Origin of the sequence: Streptomyces sp. NPDC051104 (assembly GCF_040682835.1) — a bacterium.
GTDB lineage: Bacteria > Actinomycetota > Actinomycetes > Streptomycetales > Streptomycetaceae > Streptomyces > Streptomyces cynarae.
In genome coordinates this window covers 210,114-229,339 of the sequence record NZ_JBFBBS010000008.1, presented here as the reverse complement: position 1 = coordinate 229,339, position 19,226 = coordinate 210,114, and the positions used below count along the sequence as shown (strand labels likewise).

Sequence of the window (19,226 nt, the reverse complement as noted above, 5' to 3'; positions counted from 1 at the left end):
GTCATGCAACTGTCCCGTTCCGCGCGCATCGCGCTGCGAATCGCCGCCGGGCTCGGCTTCGCGGTCGTCTACGTCCCGCTCGCGCTCGTCCTGGTCAACTCCTTCAACCCGGACCGCAGCGCGAGCTGGCCCCCGCCCGGGTGGACGTTCCACTGGTGGTCGGTGGCCTGGGAGAACGCGGGCGCCCGCAGCGCGCTGTGGGTCTCGGTGAAGGCGGGCCTCGGCGCCACGGCCATCGCGCTGGTGCTGGGCACGCTCATCGCGTTCGCGGTGGCCCGGCACCGCTTCTTCGGCCGCGGCACCATCTCGTTCGTGGTCGTCCTGCCGATCGCGCTGCCCGGCATCGTCACCGGCATCGCGCTCAACTCGGCGTTCAGCACGGTCCTTCAGCCGCTCGGCGTCGGTCTCGGCCTGTTCACCGTGATCGTCGGGCACGCCACCTTCTGCATCGTCGTCGTCTTCAACAACGTGGTCGCACGGCTGCGCCGCACCTCCGGCTCCTACGAGGAGGCGGCGATGGACCTGGGGGCCGACACGTTCCGCGCCTTCGTCGACGTGACGTTCCCGCTGGTGCGCTCGGCGCTGTTCGCGGGCGGGCTGCTCGCGTTCGCGCTGTCCTTCGACGAGATCGTGGTGACGACGTTCACCGCGGGCCCCGGCATCGAGACCCTGCCGATCTGGATCTTCAACAACATGACACGCCCTCAGCAGGCGCCCGTCGTGAACGTGGTGGCGGCGGTGCTGGTCCTGCTGTCGGTGATCCCGATCTACGTAGCCCAGCGACTGTCCGCGGACACGGCGACGGAGAGCCGGATCTAGGACCGGCCCTGGCACCGGGGCACTGGGACACGCCCTGGCACCGGGCACTGGGGCCGGTCCTGCTACCGGGGCACGAGGACCGGTGCCTGCGGGCCGGGTCCGTAGCCCCCGGTCCGTCGGGGAACGCCCGTCGGTCAGAGGTCGAGCACCAGTCGCCCGCTCCGGCACCGGGACACGCATATCATCATCGTCTCGCCGGACTCCCGCTCCTCCTCCGTCAGCACCGAGTCCCGGTGGTCCGGGGTGCCCTCCAGGACGTCGGTCTCGCAGGTGCCGCAGGTGCCCTCCGTGCACGAGAACAGCACCTCCACGCCGGCGTCGCGCACGGTGTCGAGGACGGAGACGTGCGGCGGGACGGTGAGCGTACGGCCGCTCTGCGCGAGGACGACCTCGAACTCCCCGTCGTCCCCGGCCGGTTGCTCCTTGGGCTGGAACCGCTCGACGCGCAGCGTGCCGGCGGGGCAGCGCCCCTCCACCGCGTCCAGCAGCGGGCCGGGGCCACAGCAGTAGACGAGCGTGCCGTCGGGCACGTCGTCCAGCACCGAGGCCAGGTCCAGCAGCCCGGTCTCGTCCTGCGGGGCGACGGTGACCCGGTCCCCGTACCGCTCCAACTCAGCGGTGAACGCCATGGAGCGGCGGGTGCGGCCGCCGTACAGCAGGGTCCACTCGGCGCCCGCCGCCTCGGCCGCGGCGAGCATCGGCAGGATGGGCGTGATGCCGATGCCGCCCGCGATGAAGCGGTAACGGGGGGAGGGATGCAGGGGGAAGTGGTTGCGCGGTCCCCGCACGCGCACCTTGTCGCCCTCGCGCACCTGCTCGTGGACATGAGCCGACCCACCCCGCCCGTCGGCCTCGCGGAGCACTGCGATCCGCCAGGCCTGCCGGTCCGCGGGATCGCCGCACAGCGAGTACTGCCGCTCCAGTCCCGGCCCGAGCAGGACGTCGACGTGGGCGCCCGGCTCCCAGGCCGGCAGCTCCTCGCCCAGCGGGTGGCGCAGGGTGAGGGCGAGCACGCCCTCGGCCGCCGGCTCGCGGCGGCCGACGACGAGTTCGGCTTCGTACGCGGTCATGAGGTGGTTCCTCGGGGCTGGTGTCCTTCGGGGTGCGCGAGCATCCACTCCCACATCTCCACCGGGTCCTGGGCGGTGTGCTCGGCGCCGCAGTGGCAGGTGCCGTGCAGGATGTCGGTGCCCGGGAGCCAGTCGATGCGGTAGACCTCGCGCAGCGCAGAACTGGACGGCGTGCTCACTGGACCTTCTCCACCGGCTTGTCGCCCTCCTCGACCAGTCGGGCGAGGATACGGCGGGCGGCGAGACCGCCGGTGTCGATGTTGATGCTCAGCTCCTGGTAGCCGGCCCGCTCGGTGCCGAGCGTCCTCTGCAGCAGGTTGAGCGCGTCGACGTCCTGCATGACGACCGTGTGGTTGAAGTCGCGCAGGAACGCGGTGACTTCCTCGTCGTCCTTCGCGAAGTCCCGGGAGACGGCCCAGAAGTCGTAGACCTTGCCGTCGGAGGACGGGGTGATCGCGTAGGTGATCTCGGTGTGGAAACCGTTCGGGTCGCTGCCGTCCGGCTCGGGCAGCACGCCGACCGGCGCGATCCGGCTGTGCAGCAGGTAGAGGCAGGGGGCGTGGTACTCGATGTCCTGCCAGCGGGTGATGCGGCCCTCGATACCGGTGGAGCGGGCGTAGAAGGGCGGGCACTCGGCGTCGTCCATGTGCCGGCTGACCCGCACGATGCCGGCGCCCTCGTCGACCTCGGTGGTGATCGGCGTCTCGGCGACCTCCGGGGTGCCGATGTAGCCGCCGTGCAGATACGTCTCGTGGGAGAGGTCGAGCAGGTTGTCGACCAGCAGACCGTAGTCGGCGTCGATCGGCTCCATGCCGCGCACCGTGACCCACTGCGGGGAGTCGAGGTGCTTCGCCCGCGGGATGGTGCCCGCGTCGGCGAGCGCCGGGTCACCGATCCACACCCACACCAGGGAGTCCTGCTCGACGACCGGGTACGAGGCGACACGGGCCGTACGCGGGATGCGCTTCTGCCCCGGCACGTACACGCAGGCGCCCGTCGTGTCGTACGTGAACCCGTGGTACCCGCACACGATGCGGTCCCCGTCGAGCCGGCTCTCCGAGAGCGGGAAGCGGCGGTGGACACAGCGGTCGGCCAGGGCGACCGCGGTGCCGTCGTCCTCGGTGCGGTAGAAGACGAGCGGCTCACCGAGGATCGTACGGCCGAGCAACTCGCGCCCGACCTCATGGCTGTAGGCGGCGACGTACCACTGGTTCCTGGCGAAGGCGGTCATGTGAGGCATGGGGGTCGGCTCCCGTCTCTCGTGGTGGCGCCATCGTCGGGAGAGGCCCCACGGTGGCGCAACGGGGCTTCCGCCTCACGGAAGAGCCGATGCGGACGCCCTGCTCAGAGGGCCTGAACGGCACGGCGAGGACCGCATTCCCTGCGCACGGCTCCGGTTGCGTCCCGGCTGGGCGGACCACCGGCTGCCCATGCCCTGCGGAGTGACGGCTGTACGGAGTCTGCTGTACATGACGGTGGGCGCCGGTACACGGGTGGAGAAGTGGGCCTCAAGTGGCGGGACGGTCTCGGCGCGTGTCCCTGTCGTGGACGTGCGGCGCCGTGTACGGCCGAATCCCGTACGGGCGCTGGAGGGTGACCGAGACGCACACGATGTTCCCGAGCTGGCCGTGGCCTGTCCCTCCAGTGGGCCCCGTGTGACGCTGGGTGTGGTGCTTGCGGCGGAACGCGGTGCGGGCGCCTCTGTGGGCGGTGAGGCGAGAGTTCACTGCTGATCTCCGAGGCTTTTGGCCGACCGGTCGGCTACATCTACGAGGTGGCGCTCGCACAGAGCGGCGCCCGGCCGTTTCCTCTTGTGCTCCGCACCGCGGGCGTCCACGTCCGAGCTCGTCCCGCGCTGACGTGGGGGCCGAACACCGCCAGACTGGAGGTGGGCGTGGTGAGCGGGAGCCGGCCCGGTCTGCGCAGCAGGCGATCATCCGCGAGGTGACGGGGAGGCGGAGACGTGACGGTGGGACGTATCGGTCTGGTCGTCCACGGCGGCCGTGCCGAAGCCGTGGACGCGGCGCGGACCGTGCGAGCGTGGTGCGCCGAGCACGCCGTGCAGTACGCGGACATCGACGTGTGGCAGGACGGTGGGCGGCGCCATGCCCGGGACGAGGTGGACTCCGCGGGCGACCCGGATCTCATCGTGACCCTGGGCGGAGACGGCACCTTCCTGCGCGGTGCCCGGCTTGCCGCCGAGAACGACGCCCTGGTCCTGGGGGTCGATATCGGCCGGGTGGGCTTCCTGACGGAGGTGCCCGTCACGCTGGTACGCCAGGCCCTCGACGCCGTCCTGCAGAACCGGTTCTCGGTCGACCACCGGATGCTGCTCACCCTGCGTGCATCGCGCCGGCTGGAGGTGCCGGCGGAGATGGAGGCGCTCACACGGTACGGCCGCGGACCGCTCCTGCCGCCTCCGCAGGTGCGCGCCCACTGCGAGGTCTGCGACGACTGGGGCATCCCGCTGAACGTCATGGCGCTCAACGACGTCGTACTGGAGAAGCTGGCACGGGACCGGCAGGTGTCGGTGGGCGTCTACCTCGCCGGCCGGCTCCTGGCCTCCTACTCCGCCGACGCGCTGCTGGTGGCCACACCGACGGGTTCGACCGCCTACAGCTTCGCCGCCGGCGGCCCGGTCGTCTCGCCCCGCGCGGAGGCCCTGGTTTTCACGCCGGTCGCCCCGCACATGGCGTTCAACCGCTCGGTCGTGGCTGCCCCCGACGAACCCGTCGCGCTGAAGGTGCTCGAACGGTCGGGCCAGGCCGCCGTCAGCATCGACGGCCAGCTGCGGGGCGTCCTGTACCCCGGGGACTGGATCGGCGTGTACCCCTCCCCACGGCGCCTGAGGGCCATCCGGCTGGGGCCGATGGACTTCTACGGCCGCCTGCGGGAGCGGATGAAGCTGACCGACGCCCCGGCGGCCGTCGTCGACGGGACTCCCGCGCCGCTCTGGCCGGTGACCACCCCCCGGCCGGACGACCTGGCGCACCTGGCACTGCCCATCGGCCCGACGGCGGACAGCGGGCCCCACACCTGATCGAGCGGGCCTGCCCGCGGCCCGCCGCATGAGCGACCCCCTTGGGCAGCTCTTGGCGGTTCCCGCACCGGGTCTTGGCCGACACCACAACGGCCCTTGGCCGGCCCCACATCTCCCGTACCGCCGACTTTCACATGGGCGACACCGCACCCTTTCCTGACGTTCGGTGCTCCTGGAACACTCCTTTCGCGCAGGTTCCCTCACCATTGCGCGTATCGCGCCCCGTCAGGACAAGAGGTCATCCCGTCATGCCTGAAGTGAATCGGCGCCGATTCCTCCAACTCGCGGGCGGCACCGCCGCGTTCACCGCGCTCTCCAGCAGCATCGAGCGCGCCGCGGCCCTTCCCGCCAACCACCGTTCCGGCACCATCGAGGACGTCGAGCACATCGTCGTCCTGATGCAGGAGAACCGTTCCTTCGACCACTACTTCGGCACCCTCAGAGGCGTCCGCGGCTTCGGTGACCCGCGCCCGGTGACCCTGCAGAACGGCAAGACGGTCTGGCACCAGTCGGACGGCACCAAGGACATCCTGCCGTTCCACCCCGACGCCGACGACCTGGGCCTCGCCTTCATCCAGGACCTGCCGCACGGCTGGAACGACGGGCACGCCGCCTTCGACGGGGGTAAGTACGACAAGTGGGTCCCGTCCAAGGGCTCCACGACCATGGCGTACCTGAAGCGTGAGGACATCCCGTTCCACTACGCGCTCGCCGACACGTTCACCATCTGCGACGCGTACCACTGCTCGTTCATCGGCTCCACCGACCCGAACCGCTACTACATGTGGACGGGCTACACCGGCAACGACGGCAAGGGCGGCGGCCCGGTCCTCGGCAACGACGAGGTCGGCTACAGCTGGACCACCTACCCCGAGCGCCTGGAGAAGGCGGGGGTCTCCTGGAAGATCTACCAGGACGTCGGCGACGGCCTCGACGCGAACGGCTCCTGGGGCTGGATCCAGGACGCCTACCGCGGCAACTACGGTGACAACTCGCTGCTCTACTTCACCCAGTACCAGAACGCCAAGCCCGGCGACCCGCTCTACGACAAGGCCCGCACCGGCACCGACGCCCGCAAGGGCGAGGGCTTCTTCGACCAGCTCAAGGCCGACGTCAAGTCCGGCAAGCTGCCGCAGATCTCCTGGATCGTCGCCCCCGAGGCCTTCACCGAGCACCCCAACTGGCCCGCCAACTACGGCGCCTGGTACGTCTCCCAGGTCCTCGACGCGCTCACCTCCGACCCGGCGGTGTGGGCGAAGACGGCCCTGTTCATCACCTACGACGAGAACGACGGCTTCTTCGACCACCTGATACCGCCCATCCCGCCCGCCTCCGCCGCGCAGGGCAAGTCCACCGTCGACGTGGGACCGGACCTCTTCAAGGGCGACGGCAGCCACGTCCCCGGCGCCTACGGGCTCGGGCAGCGCGTGCCGATGCTGGTCGTCTCCCCGTGGAGCAAGGGCGGCTACGTCTGCTCCGAGACGCTCGACCACACCTCCGTCATCCGGTTCATGGAGCGCCGCTTCGGTGTGCACGAGCCGAACATCTCGTCCTGGCGGCGCGCCATATCCGGCGACCTGACCTCCGCGTTCGACTTCTCCCGCAAGGACACCAAGCCGGTCGCGCTGCCGTCCACCGACGGCTACCAGCCGCCGGACCACAACCGCCACCCCGACTATGTGCCGACCCCGCCCGCCAGCGGAGTCCTGCCCAAGCAGGAGCGCGGCCTGCGGCCCACCCGCCCGCTGAAGTACGCGCCGTCCGTGGACGGTTCGGCGGACACCGCGGCCGGGACGTTCACCCTGACCTTCGCCTCCGGCGCGCACGCCGGTGCCGCCTTCCTGGTCACCTCCGGCAACCGCACCGACGGCCCCTGGAGCTACACCACCGAGGCCGGCACGTCGGTCTCGGACACCTGGAACTCGGCGTACTCCGGCGGCTCCTACGACCTGACCGTGCACGGCCCGAACGGCTTCCTGCGCGTCTTCGAGGGCCGGGGCAAGGCCGCCGGTCCCGAGGTCACCGCCCGGCACACCGGTGACGACCTCGCGCTGACCTTCACCAACAAGGGTTCCGCCACGGTGGGGCTGAAGGTCACCAGCGGCTACGGCGGCCGCCCGCAGACGGTCACGGTGCGCCCCGGTGCCACCGTGAAGCACACCGTCGACCTCGGGTCGAGCAGGCGCTGGTACGACCTCACCGTCACCTCCGAGGCCGACCCGTCCTTCCTGCGCCGCTTCGCCGGGCACGTGGAGAACGGGCGGCCGGGTGTGAGCGACCCCGCGATCGTGACGGAGTGACGGGAGGATCCGGTGCCGGTGGGTTCCGGCCGGCTCGCGGTAGTGTGCCCCGGTGACCACGCATTCGAACACGCCTGCAGGCTGGTATCCCGATCCCCACGGCGCACCGCACACGCTGCGCTACTGGGACGGCTCGCAGTGGACGCAGCACACCCACGCCGACCAGCAGGCCCCGGCCGCGTCGCAGGCGCCGCAACAGGCGCCCGCGGCGCAGCAGGGGCAGGGTCCGCAGGGTCCGCAGGGATACGGTCAGCAGGCGTACGGTCAGCAGCCCCATGGTCAACAGCCCTACGGTCACCAGGCCGCGGCCCACGATCAGCGCGTCCAGCACCAGGTGCAGCAGCAGGCCGGGGTCGCCCCGAGCGGCCTCGGCGGCGGCACGCTGTTCACCGAACCGGTGCTGGTCGTGAACCAGAAGGCCAAGCTGATCGAGCTGACGAACGAGTACAGCGTCTTCGACCAGAACGGCAACCAGATCGGATCGGTCACGGAGGTCGGGCAGAGCGCGCTGAAGAAGGCGGTGCGCTTCGTCTCCAGTCTCGATCAGTTCATGACCCACAAGCTGGAGATCCGCGACGCCTACGGGCAGCCGCAGCTGGTGCTGACCCGGCCCGCGAAGGTCTTCAAGTCGCGGGTGGTCGTGGAGCGCCCGGACGGTCAGGTCGTGGGCGAGATCGTCCAGCAGAACATGATCGGGAAGATCCACTTCGCGATGAACGTGGACGGCCGGCAGGTCGGCGCGATAAGGGCGGAGAACTGGCGCGCCTGGAACTTCGCGATCGTCGACCACGCCGAGAGCGAGGTCGCCCGGATCACCAAGACCTGGGAGGGCCTGACGAAGACCATGTTCACGACCGCGGACAACTACGTCCTGCAGATCCACTACCAACTGCCCGAGCCACTGCTGAGCCTGGTGGTGGCGACGGCACTGACCGTGGACACGGCGCTGAAGCAGGACTCCCGCGGTCTCGGCTGAGCCGCGGGAGCGACGACGGAGAACGGCGGTGGCCGGCACGTGCGCACACGTGCCGGCCACCGGTGTGTTCACAGGGCGGTCAGGTGCTCCGGCGCGGCCGGCCGCTGAGCGGGCAACGACGGCTCGCAGGGGGCCGGCCCGGGCTCCAGGGCCAGCACCGCGGCGACCGGGTGGTCGTCGCCGACCGGGGCCGGGGCGGCCGGGCCGGACCGCGACAGCGTCACCACGCCCCAGGACGCCAGGCCCGCGCCCGCCGCCGCGAGGAGCAGACCTGCCGCGCCGCCCTGGAGGCGTTCGCCCAGCAGGCTGAGGCCGATCACCGCCGCCGCGAGCGGGTTGGCGAGGGTGACGAGCGCGAGCGGCGCGCCGAGACCGTCCCGGTACGCGGTCTGCGACAACAGCAGGCCGGCCGTCGCGAACAGCGCCACCAGCAGCGCCACCACGACGACGTGCGCGCTCAGCGGCGCAGCGGAGCGGTCCGTCGCCGCCACCGTCACGGTCTGGGTGAGCGCCGAGGCGACACCGGACGCGAAGCCGGAAGCGGTCGCGTGCCGAAGTCCCGGGCGGGACCCCGGCCGGGAGAGCACGCCGATCACGGCGGTGGTCGCCCCGGCCACGGCCAGCGCCTCCGGCAGGCTCAGCACCTCGTCCGGTTCCGTCCCGGACGCCGTCACCAGCAGCGCGGCCAGACCGAGCAGCGTCAGGGCCGTGCCCCGCCACTCCACCCCGCGGACCCGGCGCCCCGCCGCCCGCGCCCCCAGCGGCACCGCGGCCACCAGGGTGAGCGCGCCGAGCGGCTGCACCAGCGTCAGCGGACCGAACTTGAGGGCGGCCACGTGCAGCAGCGCGGCGGCGGCGTTCAGCGCGACCGACCACCACCAGGCGCCGCGCGCCAGCAGCCGGACCACACCGGTCCCGCTCTCCCGGGCGGCGAGCCGCTCCTGAGCCACGGCGGCCGCCGCGTACGCGACCGCGGAGAACAGGGACAGGACGATCGCGAGGACGGCGGCGCTCATCGCCCGGCCCCCACCAGACCGTGGCCGTCGGCGGTCCTGGGCTCCGCGGACCTCGATGACGGCACCGCGCGCCGCGCCGCCGGCGCGATTTCCTGCGGTGTCGCCGACGGGCTGGGGACCACGGCCAGAGCGATGCCCAGCAGGGCCGTCGCCACGACCGCGTCGAGCCAGTAGTGGTTCGCCGTGCCGACGATCACGAGCAGCGTCACCAGCGGATGCAGCAGCCACAGCCACCGCCATCGGGACCGGGTCGCCGCGATCAGGCCGATCGCGACCATCAGCGCCCAGCCGAAGTGCAGAGAGGGCATGGCGGCGAACTGGTTCGCCATCGAGTCGGTCGCGGGCTTCGCCCCGTACACCGTCGGCCCGTACAGCTGCCCGGTGTCCACCAGGTGCGCCAGGTGGAGCATCCGCGGCGGGGCGAGCGGAAACGTGAGGTGCAGCGCCAGCGCCGCGCCGGTGACCAGGGCGAGGACCCGGCGGGCCCACAGGTAGCGGTCCGGCCGCCGTTGGTACAGCCACACCAGGAACGCCGCGGTGGCGGTGAAGTGCACGGCCACGTAGTAGAGGTTCGCGGCGCGGACGAGGGTGTCGCCGTGCAGCAGTGCGGACTGCACGGCGCCCTCGCCCGGCAGCCGCAGCGCGCGCTCCCAGTCCCAGACGCGGTGCGCGTTGTGGAACGCCTCCGCGGTGTGGCCGTTGGCGAGCTGCCGGCCGAACTTGTAGGCCAGGAAGAGCCCGGCGACGAGAAGGAGCTCGCGGACGAGGGGCGGCCGGTGTATCGCGGCTGCCCCTTCTCCTTCGGGCTCGGTGCGGGAATCCATCCCCGCCCCCTTTGCTGACAGTACGTGTGGGGTGGTGCGTGGTGAGCCCAGGAGGGGACCCACTCGACACAGGAGTGGGTCCTGTCCAAGGCTCATCGATACGCCAGTGTACCGATACGCTCGCGTACCGGTACACTGGCGTATCGATATACTGGTGTGAAGCGGCCCACGCGGCCGGCACCACGACCGAGGAGCAGAAGCCATGACGTCGCAGGCAGCGGAGGAACCGCAGTCGGCGGCCGCCTCGCGCCGCTCCAAGCTCACGCCCGAGCGCGAGCAGGAGTTCTTCGACGCCGTGCTGGAGCAGATCCGCGAATGCGGCTACGACGCGGTCACCATGGAGGGCGTCGCCTCCGTCACCCGGTGCAGCAAGTCGACGCTGTACCGGCAGTGGAAGACGAAGCCGCAGTTCGTGGCCGCCGCCCTGAGGGCCAGTCGCTGCCCGCGGTTCGCGGGCGTCGACACCGGTTCGCTCGCCGGGGACCTGCGTGCCGTGGCGCGGGCCGCGGCCGAGTGGTCGCGCCGGGACACCAAGCTCCACCAGGCCCTCGGCCACGCTGCGATGCAGGACCCGGAGCTCGCGCGGGCGCTGCGCGAAGCATTGGTCGAGCCCGAGGTCAGGGCGTTGCAGGAGATCATCAGGCGTGGTGTGGAGCGCGGGGAGGTGCCCGCCGGCCATCCGGCGCTGGAGTACGTCCCCGCACAAGTGCTGGGCGTGATGCGGGTCCGCCCCCTCCTGGAGGGGGAGTACGCGGACGAGGAGTACCTCACGCGCTTCGTCGAGGCCGTGGTGCTCCCGTCGCTGGGACTCACCTGAGGACCGGGTCGCCGTCCGTGGGATGACCGGACGTCGGCCCGACCGCGCCGCACCGTGGGGACGGGGGCGGCGCGCATCCCCGGCCGGGCGGGGCTCCTCCGGAGCGGAGGGAGCCCCGCCCGGCCGCATCGCATCGGCCGCGGCGGCCAGGGGGTTTCGTCTCCGGACGAAACCCCTAGACCATCCCCTAGACCTTCTGTCCGGCGCCGCCCGCCGACGACTCCTTGATGCCCTTGGTGATCTGGTCCAGGACGGACGGCTTGGGCGCGCCGGACCCGGCGTCGAGGCCGAAGCGTACGACGACGAGCTGCCGGGAGTCGGCGGGCGACGGGAAGACCAGCGACTCGACATAGCCGTCCGCGCCCTTGGCCGTGACCGCCTTCCAGCGGACCATGTAGCCCTTCTGCCCGGCCACGGTCACCGCCTCCGAGGCCAGCACCTGGTGCGAGGTGATCCCGCCGTAGGACGTACCGCCGTAGGACTCCTCGGCGTTCTTGGCGATGTCCTGCTCGGCCGCCGCCCGAGCGGTCGTGGCCGTCAGCCCCTGCTGCTCGGCAGAGGCCGAGTAGGCCCCGCCGGTGTTGCAGCTCTTCGAGGTGTCACCGGGGCACTTGTAGGTGCCGTTGGACTGGACGGCCGCCCCGCCCTCGACGGTCTGGCCGGTCCACCCGGCGGGCACCGGGATGCTGATGCCGTTGAACGGGTCGGTGGCGTACCCGTCCTCGGTCCCCGGCTGCCCGGACTGACCGGGCGCGGGCGTCTGACCGTCCGAACCCCCCGAACCACCGCCGAAGGGCCCGCCCTGCCCGCCGAAGGGCCCGCCCTGCCCGCCGAACGGACCGCCCTGGCCCCCCTGACCCTCCTGGCCGCCCTGCCCGCCGAAGGGCCCGCCCTGCCCGCCGAACGGACCGCCCTGGCCCCCCTGACCCTCCTGGCCGCCCTGGCCACCGAAGCCGCCCGGGCCGCCCGGGCCCTGGGCACCCGCGGAGCGGCCGCTCCCGCCGTCCTGGGCCGTGAGCGCGTAGACACCGCCGCCTATGCCCGCCAGCACCAGGATCGCCGCCGCCACGGCTATCCCGGTCCGCACCCCGTGCCGCGCCGGGGCGGGCCTGGCACCGGGGTAGGGGGTGGCGGCGAACGGCTCGCCCGGATACGCGCCGGCGACCGGCGGCTGCTCCGGCGGACCCCACGGGGCGCCCACGTCCATGGGGCGGACCCGGTCCGTCCACGCCTTGCCGTCCCACCAGCGCTCGGTGGCGGGCCCGTCACTTGTCTGCCCCGGGTCGGGGTACCACCCGGGAGGAGTCACCTGCGTCATGCCCCCACCGTATGAGGTGGGAGTGAAAGGCAGATGAGAGCGCCCGACCTGGGCACCCCGCCCACGGTGAGCCGACTGCCCGACTGCCCGACTGCCCGACCGCCCGACTGGCCGGGCGCGGCGGCGCCCGGCCGGCCCGCGGCGCCCCGGGTCCGTCGTGCCGGGCTCGGAGCTGCCGCACGGCGCCACGTACACGCCGGGACCCGGCCGTCGCCGCGAGGGTGGAGAATGCGCTTGCCCCGCACGGACTTTGATGTCCTATTACCCGCGCCCGGGCTGGTCGGCGCCCGATCGCGTCGCCCCGGGGAGCCTCGTGTCACCCGTCACGGCAACAGGTGCTCCGACCTCCCTCCACCGGGGCACGGGGACGGCTAGGCTCGATGTCCGTACGTCGTTTGGGCGACCTGGGGAGGTACCGGGATGACGGAGGCACGGCCCGGCGCGGCCGCCTCGGCTTCCCTGTGGGAACGCGACGCGGAACTCGCCGTCATCACCGAGGCGGTCGACGCGCTCAGCGACGACGCGTCGCCCTCGGAGCCGGGGAGTCTGCTCGTGTTCAGCGGGGAGGCCGGCATCGGCAAGACCGCGCTGCTCGCCGAGACACGCCGCATCGCGGAGGAGCGCGGCTGCGCGGTCTGGTGGGCGCGCGGCGGCGAGACCGTCACGTCCGTGCCCTTCAACGTCGTACGGCAACTGCTCCAGCCCGTGCTCCTGTCACTGATGCCGGAGGAGGCGCGGGAGTACCTGGGCGACTGGTACGAGGTCGCGGGCCCCGCCCTCGGCATAGCGGACCCCGGAGAGCGGCAGGCCGACCCGCAGGGCGTGTGCGACGGCCTGGTCGAGGTCGTCTCCCGGCTCGCCCGGCGGGAGTGGCCGCTGGTCCTGATCGTCGACGACGCCCACTGGGCCGACCAGGAGACCCTGCACTGGCTGGCCGCCTGCTGCGAACGCCTCGCCGACCTGCGCGTGCTCCTCGTGGTGGCCCTCCGGCCCGGCGAGGCGTCCGGTGAGGGCGCCCGCCACCTCGACGCGATCACCGCGACCGCCCGCCGCCCGGTCAGCACCCTCAGCGCGCTCACCCCCGAGGCGACCGCCGGACTCACCCGGGCCACCGTCGGCGCGCACGCCGACGCCCCGTTCTGCCGCGAGGTGTGGGCCGTGACCGGCGGCAACCCGTACGAGACCGTCGAACTGCTCGCCAAGGTGCAGGACAGCCGCCTCGACCCGGTCGAGGCGTCGTGCGCCGAGCTGCGCGACCTGAACCGCTCGGCCCGCGGCAACGGCCTCGTCGCCCGCCTGGAGGGCCTCGGCATCGACGCCACCCGGTTCGCCTGGGCCGCGGCCATCCTCGGCACCGGCATCACCCTGGACCTGGTGGCCGAGCTCGCCACCATGCGCCCCGAGGAGGCCGCCCGCTGCGCCGAACTGCTCAGCGCGGCCCGCATCCTGAGCGCACCGGATGCGGCGGGCCGCCGGACGGACGGCGCGGAGCTGGATTTCGTCCACCCGCTGATCGCCAGCGCCGTCTACCGCTCGATCCCCGACGGCCTGCGCACCGCCATGCACGGCATCGCCGCGCGGGTCGTCACCGACTCCGGGCTCGGCGCGGCGGCCGCCTCCCGCCACCTCCTCGAAGTCCACCCGGACGACGACGAGGAACTGGTCGAGCAGATGCGGGAGGCCGCGCGCGAACACCTCGCCGTCGGCGCCCCCGAAGCGGCCCGCCGCTGCCTGGAGCGCGCCCTGGCCGAACCGCCGACGCCCGAGGTCCACCCGTACGTGCTCTACGAACTGGGCTGCGCCACGCTGCTGACCTCACCGGCCACCACCGTCGACTACCTCCGGGCCGCCCTGGCCATGCCGGGCCTGGAAGGCGACGACCGGGTGGACGCCGTCCACCGCCTGTCCCAGGCCCTGCTGCACAACGACCAGCTCGACGACGCCATCCGCACCGTCGACGAGGAGGCCGCCCGTCTGGAACCGGGCCCCTCCCGGATGCGCCTGCAGGCCGTCCACTACATGTGGGAGAGCATCCACGCGGCCGAGGAGGACTCCCCGGCACGCTCCCGCGAGCTGGCCGAACTCGCCCGCGCCTGTACCGGCAGGGACAACTCCGAGCGCGCGCTGCTCATCCTGCGCGGCTTCGACGCGATGACCCACGGGGAAAACGCCGAAGAGGTCGTGGAAGTGTGCGACCGCGCCCTCGTCAACGGCCGCCTCGCCCCGGGACTCGGCTGGACCGACACCGAGTGGGGCATCGAACTGCTGCTGATGCTGGGCAGCGCGTACGCCTACAGCGACCGGCTCGACCGGGCCGATAGCCTGTTCACGGAGGGCCTGCGCGCATACGAGTCCGCCGGCTGGAGCGGCGGTCATCTCGCCCTGGCCCACGCCTACGTCGGACTCGCGCACCGCAGACGCGGCCGGCTCCGGGAGGCGGAGGCCTCCCTGCGCGAGTCGCTGCGCCTCGCCGAACGCGTCGGGCGCAGGCTGCCCCTGTACTGGTCGGCGACCTGCGGCCTCGTCGACACGCTGCTCGTCCGCGGGCACGTCGAGGAGGCATGGTCCCTCGCCGAGCGGTACGGCTTCGCACCTCCGTACCCGTCCACGATCGTGCTGCCCGACACCCGTTCCGTGCGCGGCCGGCTGCTCCTCGCCGTCGGGCGGACCGAGGAGGCTGTGGGCGAGCTGGAGGCCGCGGAGAAGGCGTGCGCGGGGCGCGGCCACAACACGGTGCTGGCCCCCTGGGCGGGGGACCTCGCGCGGGCACTGGCCGCCGACGATCCGCGGCGTGCGGCGGATCTGGCCGCCCTTGCCCGACGGCGGGCCGAGATCCTGGGCACCGACACGGCCATCGGTGAGGCCCTTCGGGTGGCTGCCGCGCTGGAGACCGGGCAGCGAGCGGTGCGCCTGTCCGGGCAGGCCGTGGCGTACCTCGAGGCCTCAGCCTGCCAGTACGAACACGCCGCCGCGCTGGTCGAGTACGGGATCGCCACGGGGTCGGTGCCCGAACTCGAACGGGGGCGTTCGCTGGCGGAGTCCTGTGGGGCGGACGGGTTGGCCCTCCGGGCCCGGGACGCGTTGGAAGCTGTCGGGGCACCGTGACCGCGCACCCCTTGCGGGGCGCGCCTACAGGGCCAGTAGTCGATCCGTGACCGCTTCCAGGCGCTTGCGCACCTCCCGGTCGTACGCCCTGTCATGCGCCCGTGAAGGACTGGTCCCGTCGAAGTAGCCGCCGCTGCCCACCTCCTGCGTCGCCAGCGCCAGCACCCCCGCCGCCCCGTCCGCCACCGTGTTCCAGGGATTGACCCCGGCCTCGCGGACCATCGCCGTGTCCATGTAGGTCGCGGGGTGCAGGACGTTCACCGACACTCCCGTGCCCTGGAGTTCCTCCGCGAGCGTGAACGTGTGCGCGGCCAGGGCGAACTTGCTGCGGCAGTACGCCGAGACGCCGCTGTAGCCGCGGGTCGGCTCCGGGTCGTCGAAGTCCACGGGCTCCTGGCCCGCCGAGCCCACGTTGACGATCCGGGCGGGGGTGTTCTGCCGCAGCACCGGCAGCAGGGCGCGGGTGAGGGCGACCGGCGCCAGGTAGTTGACCGCGAGCCGCAGTTCGTGGCCGTCGGCGCTGACCTCGCGCCCTGAGCCGCGCGCGCCGCTGCCCACCCCCGCGTTGTTGATCAGGACGTCCAGCCCGGGGTGCGCCGCGGCCACCTCGTCGCCGAGCCGGCGCACCTCGGCGAGCGAGGCCAGGTCGGCGACGAAGCCGTGCGCCTCGCCCTCGGTGCGCAACTCCGCGACGAGCCGGTCGGTGCGGCCCGCGTCGCGCCCGTGGGCGAGGACCACGTGTCCGGAACGGACCAGTTCGAAGGCGACGTACCGGCCGAGTCCGGAGGTGGCACCGGTGATGAGAACAGTCGACATGCTTCCACCCTAGGCACGCGCGGGCGGGCTGTGAGGGGTTGTGCTGAAGCTACGACCAGCAGGGTCACCCTCCGGCGGCCTCCTCCTCCGCGAGCACCCGCTGCGCCACCGCGAATGCCGAGTTCGCCGCCGGCACCCCGCAGTAGACGGCCGTCTGCAGCAGCACCGCGCCGATCTCCTCCGGTGTCAGACCGTTGCGCCGCGCCGCCCGAACGTGCATGGCCAGCTCCTCGTGGTGGCCGTGGGCGACCAGTGCCGTCAGCGTGATCATGCTGCGTTCGCGGCGGGACAGCGTCGGGTCGGTCCAGATCTCGCCCCAGGCGTAACGGGAGATGAAGTCCTGGAAGCGGGCGGTGAAGGGGGTCTGGCGCTCCTGCGCCCGGTCCACGTGGGCGTCGCCCAGGACCTGGCGACGCGCCTCCATGCCGCGCTCCGGCGCTCCGGTCAGGTGCGTACGCATCGCCGCCAGGACGGCCTTCGGGCACTGCGCGGGCGCCAGGTGCGAGGCGCCCGGGATCTCGATCAGCGCGGAGCCGGGCACCGCGTCGGCGATCTCCCGCAGATGCGCGGGCGGCGTCGCCGGGTCCTGGCGGCCCGCGATCAGCAGCGTCCGTGCGGTGATCGACGCCAGCCGGTCACGGATGTCGAACGCGGCGAGCGCGTCGCAGCAGGCGGCGTACGCGTCCGGATCCGCCTCCCGGTGGTCCTGCACCAGCCGGGGTACGGTGAACCCGGCCGTGAACCAGCGGGAGTCCGCCGTCGCGGCGACCGGCGCGAGCCCCTCACGGCGTACCAGGGCGGCGCGTTCCTCCCACGGCTTGGAGCCGTTGAAGTGGGCGGAGGAGCAGATGACGGCCAGTGACGAGATCCGCTCGGGGTGGTGCACGGCGAGGTGCAGCCCCACCGCGCCGCCGAGCGACACGCCGGCGTACGCGAACCGGTCGACGCCCAGCGAGTCCGCGAGCGCCAGGACCAGTTCGGCGAGGTCGGCGACCGTCGCGCCCGGCCCGATGAGGCCCGGGGCCGAACCTCCGTGGCCGGGCAGGTCCCAGCGGATCACCCGGTGCGTGACGGACAACTCGGGTGCCACCGGGTCCCACAGGGCGTACGAGGTGCCGAGCGAGGGGCCGAGGATCAGCGGGGGAGCGGTGGCGGGACCCTCGATGCGGTGGTGCAGCAGCTTGTCGGTCACGAGCGCTCCAGGGCACGGTCGGTGAGGGCTCCCGCGGAGCCGGTGTACTGGGTCGGGTCGGTGAGGGCGTCGAGGTCGACGTCCCTCAACTCGGCGTATTCGGCGAGGAGATCGGCGAGCGTGCGGCCCTCGGTTCGGGCGCGCCGGGCGGCCTCCGTGAGCAGCTCCTTTGCGCGGGCGCGGCCCAGCACGGAAGCCAGTTGGGCCGCCAGCCGCTCCGAGACGATCAACCCGTCGGTGAGGCCGAGGTGTTCCCGCATGGCGTCCGCGTCCACCCGGAGGCCTTCGGCCAGGTGCACGGCGTCGTGCGCGGCGCCGCCGACCAGCCGCAGCAGATCGCGCAGCGGCTCCCACTCTGCGTGCCAGGCTCCGGCCGGGCGTTCGTCCTCGGCGGCCAGTGACCCGTAGAGAGTGGCCGCGAGCTGCGGTGCCCGCCGCGCGGCCGCCGCGATCAACGTCGCCCGTATCGGGTTCGCCTTGTGCGGCATCGCGGAGGAGCCGCCGCCCGCGCCCTCGGCGACCTCGGCGATCTCGGTACGGGAGAGGGTGAGGACGTCCGTGGCCGTCTTGCCCAGCGCCCCGGCCGTGAAGGCGAGCGCGCCCGCGAGGTCGGCGATGGGGGTGCGCAGGGAGTGCCAGGGCAACTCGGGTGCGCGCAGGCCGAGTTCCCGTGCGTACGCGGCCACGAGCGCCGTCGGATCCTCGGCACCGTACGCGGTGAACGCGGCCAGCGTGCCCGCCGCACCGCCCAGTTGAGCGAGCAGCCCGTCGCGCACGGCCCGTAGCCGGTCCCGGGCGTCCAGCACCAGTGACCGCCAGCCGGCCGCCTTCAGCCCGAACGTCGTCGGCACCGCGTGCTGGGTGAGCGTCCGCCCGGGCAGGACCGTGTCCCGGTGGCGGGCGGCGAGCCGGGCCAGCGCCTCCCGCGTACGCTCCAGATCGGCCAGGACCAGGTCCAGCGTGCGCGCGGCGACCAGCATCGTCGCGGTGTCCAGGATGTCCTGGCTGGTGGCGCCCCGGTGGACGTACGGCCCGTACTCCTCTCCGGCCGCCTTCGTCAGGTCGGCGACGAGCGGGATCACGGGATTGCCGCCGTCCCTGGCCCGCAGCGCGATGTCCCGGACGTCGAAGCGACCGGACCGGGCCGCCGCGGCCACCGCCGTCGCCGCCTCCTCGGGGACCAGCCCCAGCCCGGCCTGCGCACGGGTCAGTGCCGCCTCCGCGTCGAGCAGCGCCCGCAGATACGCGGTGTCGCTCGTCGAGGACGCGGCGGGGGAGCCGGCCCACCCGGGGGCGAGCAGGCCGGTGCCGGACTCTGCAGAGGTCACCGGAACTCCAGGAAGACCGTCTCGCCCTCGCCCTGAAGGCGGATGTCGAAACGGTACGTGCCGTCGCCCCCGTCCACCGCGATCAGCGTGTCGCGGCGCTCCGGCTCCAGCTGGGCGAGCAGCGGGTCCGCGGCGAGCGCCGCCTCGTCTCCGGGGAGGTGGATCCGCGTGAACAGGTGCATCAGCAGACCGCGCGCGAACACGCAGGCGCTGATGTACGGGGCGCTGCGCCCGCGGGCGCCCGGCCGCAGCGTACGGGCGTACCAGTGGCCGTTGGCATCGGTCTGGACGCGGCCCCAACCGGTGAACTCGACCCCGTTGCGGCCCAGGTAGCCGCCCGTCGCCGGGTCGCGCCGGATCGAGCCGTCGGTGGTCGGGACCGCGCCCTCCGGATCCGGGCCCCACAGCTCCACGAAGGCGTCCGGCAGCGGGTTGCCCTCGCCGTCGAGGACGTACCCCTGGAGGGTGATCGTGTCCGGGTGGCCGACCGGCGCGATGTCACCGCCGCCCGGGAACGGCAGCGCGTACCCGTAGAAGGGGCCGACCGTGTGCGACGGGGTGGGCAGCACGCTCTCCGGCCTGCTCGTGTCGATCCTCGTCATGGC

At 72.9% G+C, this 19,226-nt stretch carries 16 protein-coding genes; 6 read left to right on the top strand and 10 right to left on the bottom strand.

The features are described 5' to 3' along the window. Positions 1-3: 3 nt before the first annotated feature. Positions 4-819: an ABC transporter permease gene (locus AB0N14_RS15340; protein ID WP_366026124.1), complete on the top strand. Its 816-nt coding sequence runs from the start codon at positions 4-6 to the stop codon at positions 817-819. A gap of 134 nt (positions 820-953) precedes the next feature. On the opposite strand, the gene AB0N14_RS15335 is transcribed toward AB0N14_RS15340, so the two are convergent. From AB0N14_RS15335 to AB0N14_RS15325, 3 genes are read right to left on the bottom strand one after another with little or no spacing between them, the layout of a single operon-like run. Next, positions 954-1,889, bottom strand: a complete 936-nt coding sequence (locus AB0N14_RS15335; RefSeq protein WP_366026123.1) for a PDR/VanB family oxidoreductase — start codon at positions 1,887-1,889, stop codon at positions 954-956. Next, positions 1,886-2,068: a hypothetical protein gene (locus AB0N14_RS15330; RefSeq protein ID WP_366026122.1), complete on the bottom strand. Its 183-nt coding sequence runs from the start codon at positions 2,066-2,068 to the stop codon at positions 1,886-1,888. Before AB0N14_RS15330 ends, AB0N14_RS15335 begins: the two co-directional genes overlap by 4 nt. Continuing rightward, on the bottom strand, positions 2,065-3,129 hold the full coding sequence (locus AB0N14_RS15325) for an aromatic ring-hydroxylating dioxygenase subunit alpha (protein ID WP_366026121.1): 1,065 nt from the start codon (positions 3,127-3,129) through the stop codon (positions 2,065-2,067). The genes AB0N14_RS15330 and AB0N14_RS15325 overlap by 4 nt, the downstream gene beginning before the upstream one ends. Before the next feature lie 723 nt (positions 3,130-3,852). On the opposite strand from AB0N14_RS15325, the gene AB0N14_RS15320 reads away from it, so the two are divergent. The 3 genes from AB0N14_RS15320 (at position 3,853) to AB0N14_RS15310 (ending at position 8,205) form a co-directional block, all read left to right on the top strand. Beyond that, positions 3,853-4,929 carry an NAD(+)/NADH kinase gene (locus AB0N14_RS15320; RefSeq protein ID WP_366026120.1) on the top strand — a complete coding sequence of 359 codons (1,077 nt, stop codon included), beginning with the start codon at positions 3,853-3,855 and terminating at the stop codon, positions 4,927-4,929. A gap of 248 nt (positions 4,930-5,177) precedes the next feature. Next, positions 5,178-7,229, top strand: a complete 2,052-nt coding sequence (locus AB0N14_RS15315; protein ID WP_366026119.1) for a phosphocholine-specific phospholipase C — start codon at positions 5,178-5,180, stop codon at positions 7,227-7,229. A gap of 52 nt (positions 7,230-7,281) precedes the next feature. Next, entirely contained in the window at positions 7,282-8,205 is a 924-nt protein-coding gene (locus AB0N14_RS15310; protein ID WP_366026118.1) for a phospholipid scramblase-related protein, read from the top strand. A 68-nt stretch (positions 8,206-8,273) separates the two neighbouring features. On the opposite strand, the gene AB0N14_RS15305 is transcribed toward AB0N14_RS15310, so the two are convergent. Both AB0N14_RS15305 and AB0N14_RS15300 read right to left on the bottom strand, forming a co-directional pair. Next, the gene (locus AB0N14_RS15305) at positions 8,274-9,221 is read right to left on the bottom strand and encodes a hypothetical protein (RefSeq protein ID WP_366026117.1); all 948 of its coding nucleotides are present in this window, start codon (positions 9,219-9,221) and stop codon (positions 8,274-8,276) included. Beyond that, positions 9,218-10,045, bottom strand: coding sequence for a phosphatase PAP2 family protein (locus AB0N14_RS15300; RefSeq protein WP_366026116.1), 828 nt, complete (start codon positions 10,043-10,045; stop codon positions 9,218-9,220). The genes AB0N14_RS15305 and AB0N14_RS15300 overlap by 4 nt, the downstream gene beginning before the upstream one ends. 202 nt (positions 10,046-10,247) lie before the next feature. Between AB0N14_RS15300 and AB0N14_RS15295 the strand changes: the two genes are divergently transcribed. Beyond that, a complete protein-coding gene (locus AB0N14_RS15295; RefSeq protein ID WP_366026115.1) occupies positions 10,248-10,862 on the top strand; it encodes a TetR/AcrR family transcriptional regulator C-terminal ligand-binding domain-containing protein in 615 nt (204 codons plus the stop codon). Positions 10,863-11,049: 187 nt separating this feature from the next. Here the strand turns inward: AB0N14_RS15295 and AB0N14_RS15290 are convergent, their stop codons facing one another. Next, positions 11,050-12,180: a DUF2510 domain-containing protein gene (locus tag AB0N14_RS15290; RefSeq protein WP_366026114.1), complete on the bottom strand. Its 1,131-nt coding sequence runs from the start codon at positions 12,178-12,180 to the stop codon at positions 11,050-11,052. A 420-nt stretch (positions 12,181-12,600) separates the two neighbouring features. On the opposite strand from AB0N14_RS15290, the gene AB0N14_RS15285 reads away from it, so the two are divergent. Further along, a complete protein-coding gene (locus tag AB0N14_RS15285; protein WP_366026113.1) occupies positions 12,601-15,285 on the top strand; it encodes an AAA family ATPase in 2,685 nt (894 codons plus the stop codon). 24 nt (positions 15,286-15,309) lie between these two features. Here AB0N14_RS15285 and AB0N14_RS15280 read toward each other — a convergent pair whose 3' ends face one another. The 4 genes from AB0N14_RS15280 to pcaG all read right to left on the bottom strand — a co-directional run bounded on the left by AB0N14_RS15280 (position 15,310) and on the right by pcaG (position 19,223). Continuing rightward, positions 15,310-16,101 (bottom strand): SDR family NAD(P)-dependent oxidoreductase, encoded by a 792-nt coding sequence (locus AB0N14_RS15280; protein WP_366026112.1) that lies wholly within the window; start codon positions 16,099-16,101, stop codon positions 15,310-15,312. Between the two features lie 64 nt (positions 16,102-16,165). Beyond that, positions 16,166-17,293, bottom strand: coding sequence for a 3-oxoadipate enol-lactonase (gene pcaD, locus AB0N14_RS15275; RefSeq protein ID WP_366026111.1), 1,128 nt, complete (start codon positions 17,291-17,293; stop codon positions 16,166-16,168). After that, positions 17,290-18,621, bottom strand: a complete 1,332-nt coding sequence (gene pcaB / locus AB0N14_RS15270) for a 3-carboxy-cis,cis-muconate cycloisomerase (protein ID WP_366026110.1) — start codon at positions 18,619-18,621, stop codon at positions 17,290-17,292. The genes pcaD and pcaB overlap by 4 nt, the downstream gene beginning before the upstream one ends. Further along, entirely contained in the window at positions 18,618-19,223 is a 606-nt protein-coding gene (gene pcaG / locus AB0N14_RS15265) for a protocatechuate 3,4-dioxygenase subunit alpha (RefSeq protein ID WP_366026109.1), read from the bottom strand. Before pcaG ends, pcaB begins: the two co-directional genes overlap by 4 nt. Positions 19,224-19,226 lie beyond the last annotated feature (3 nt).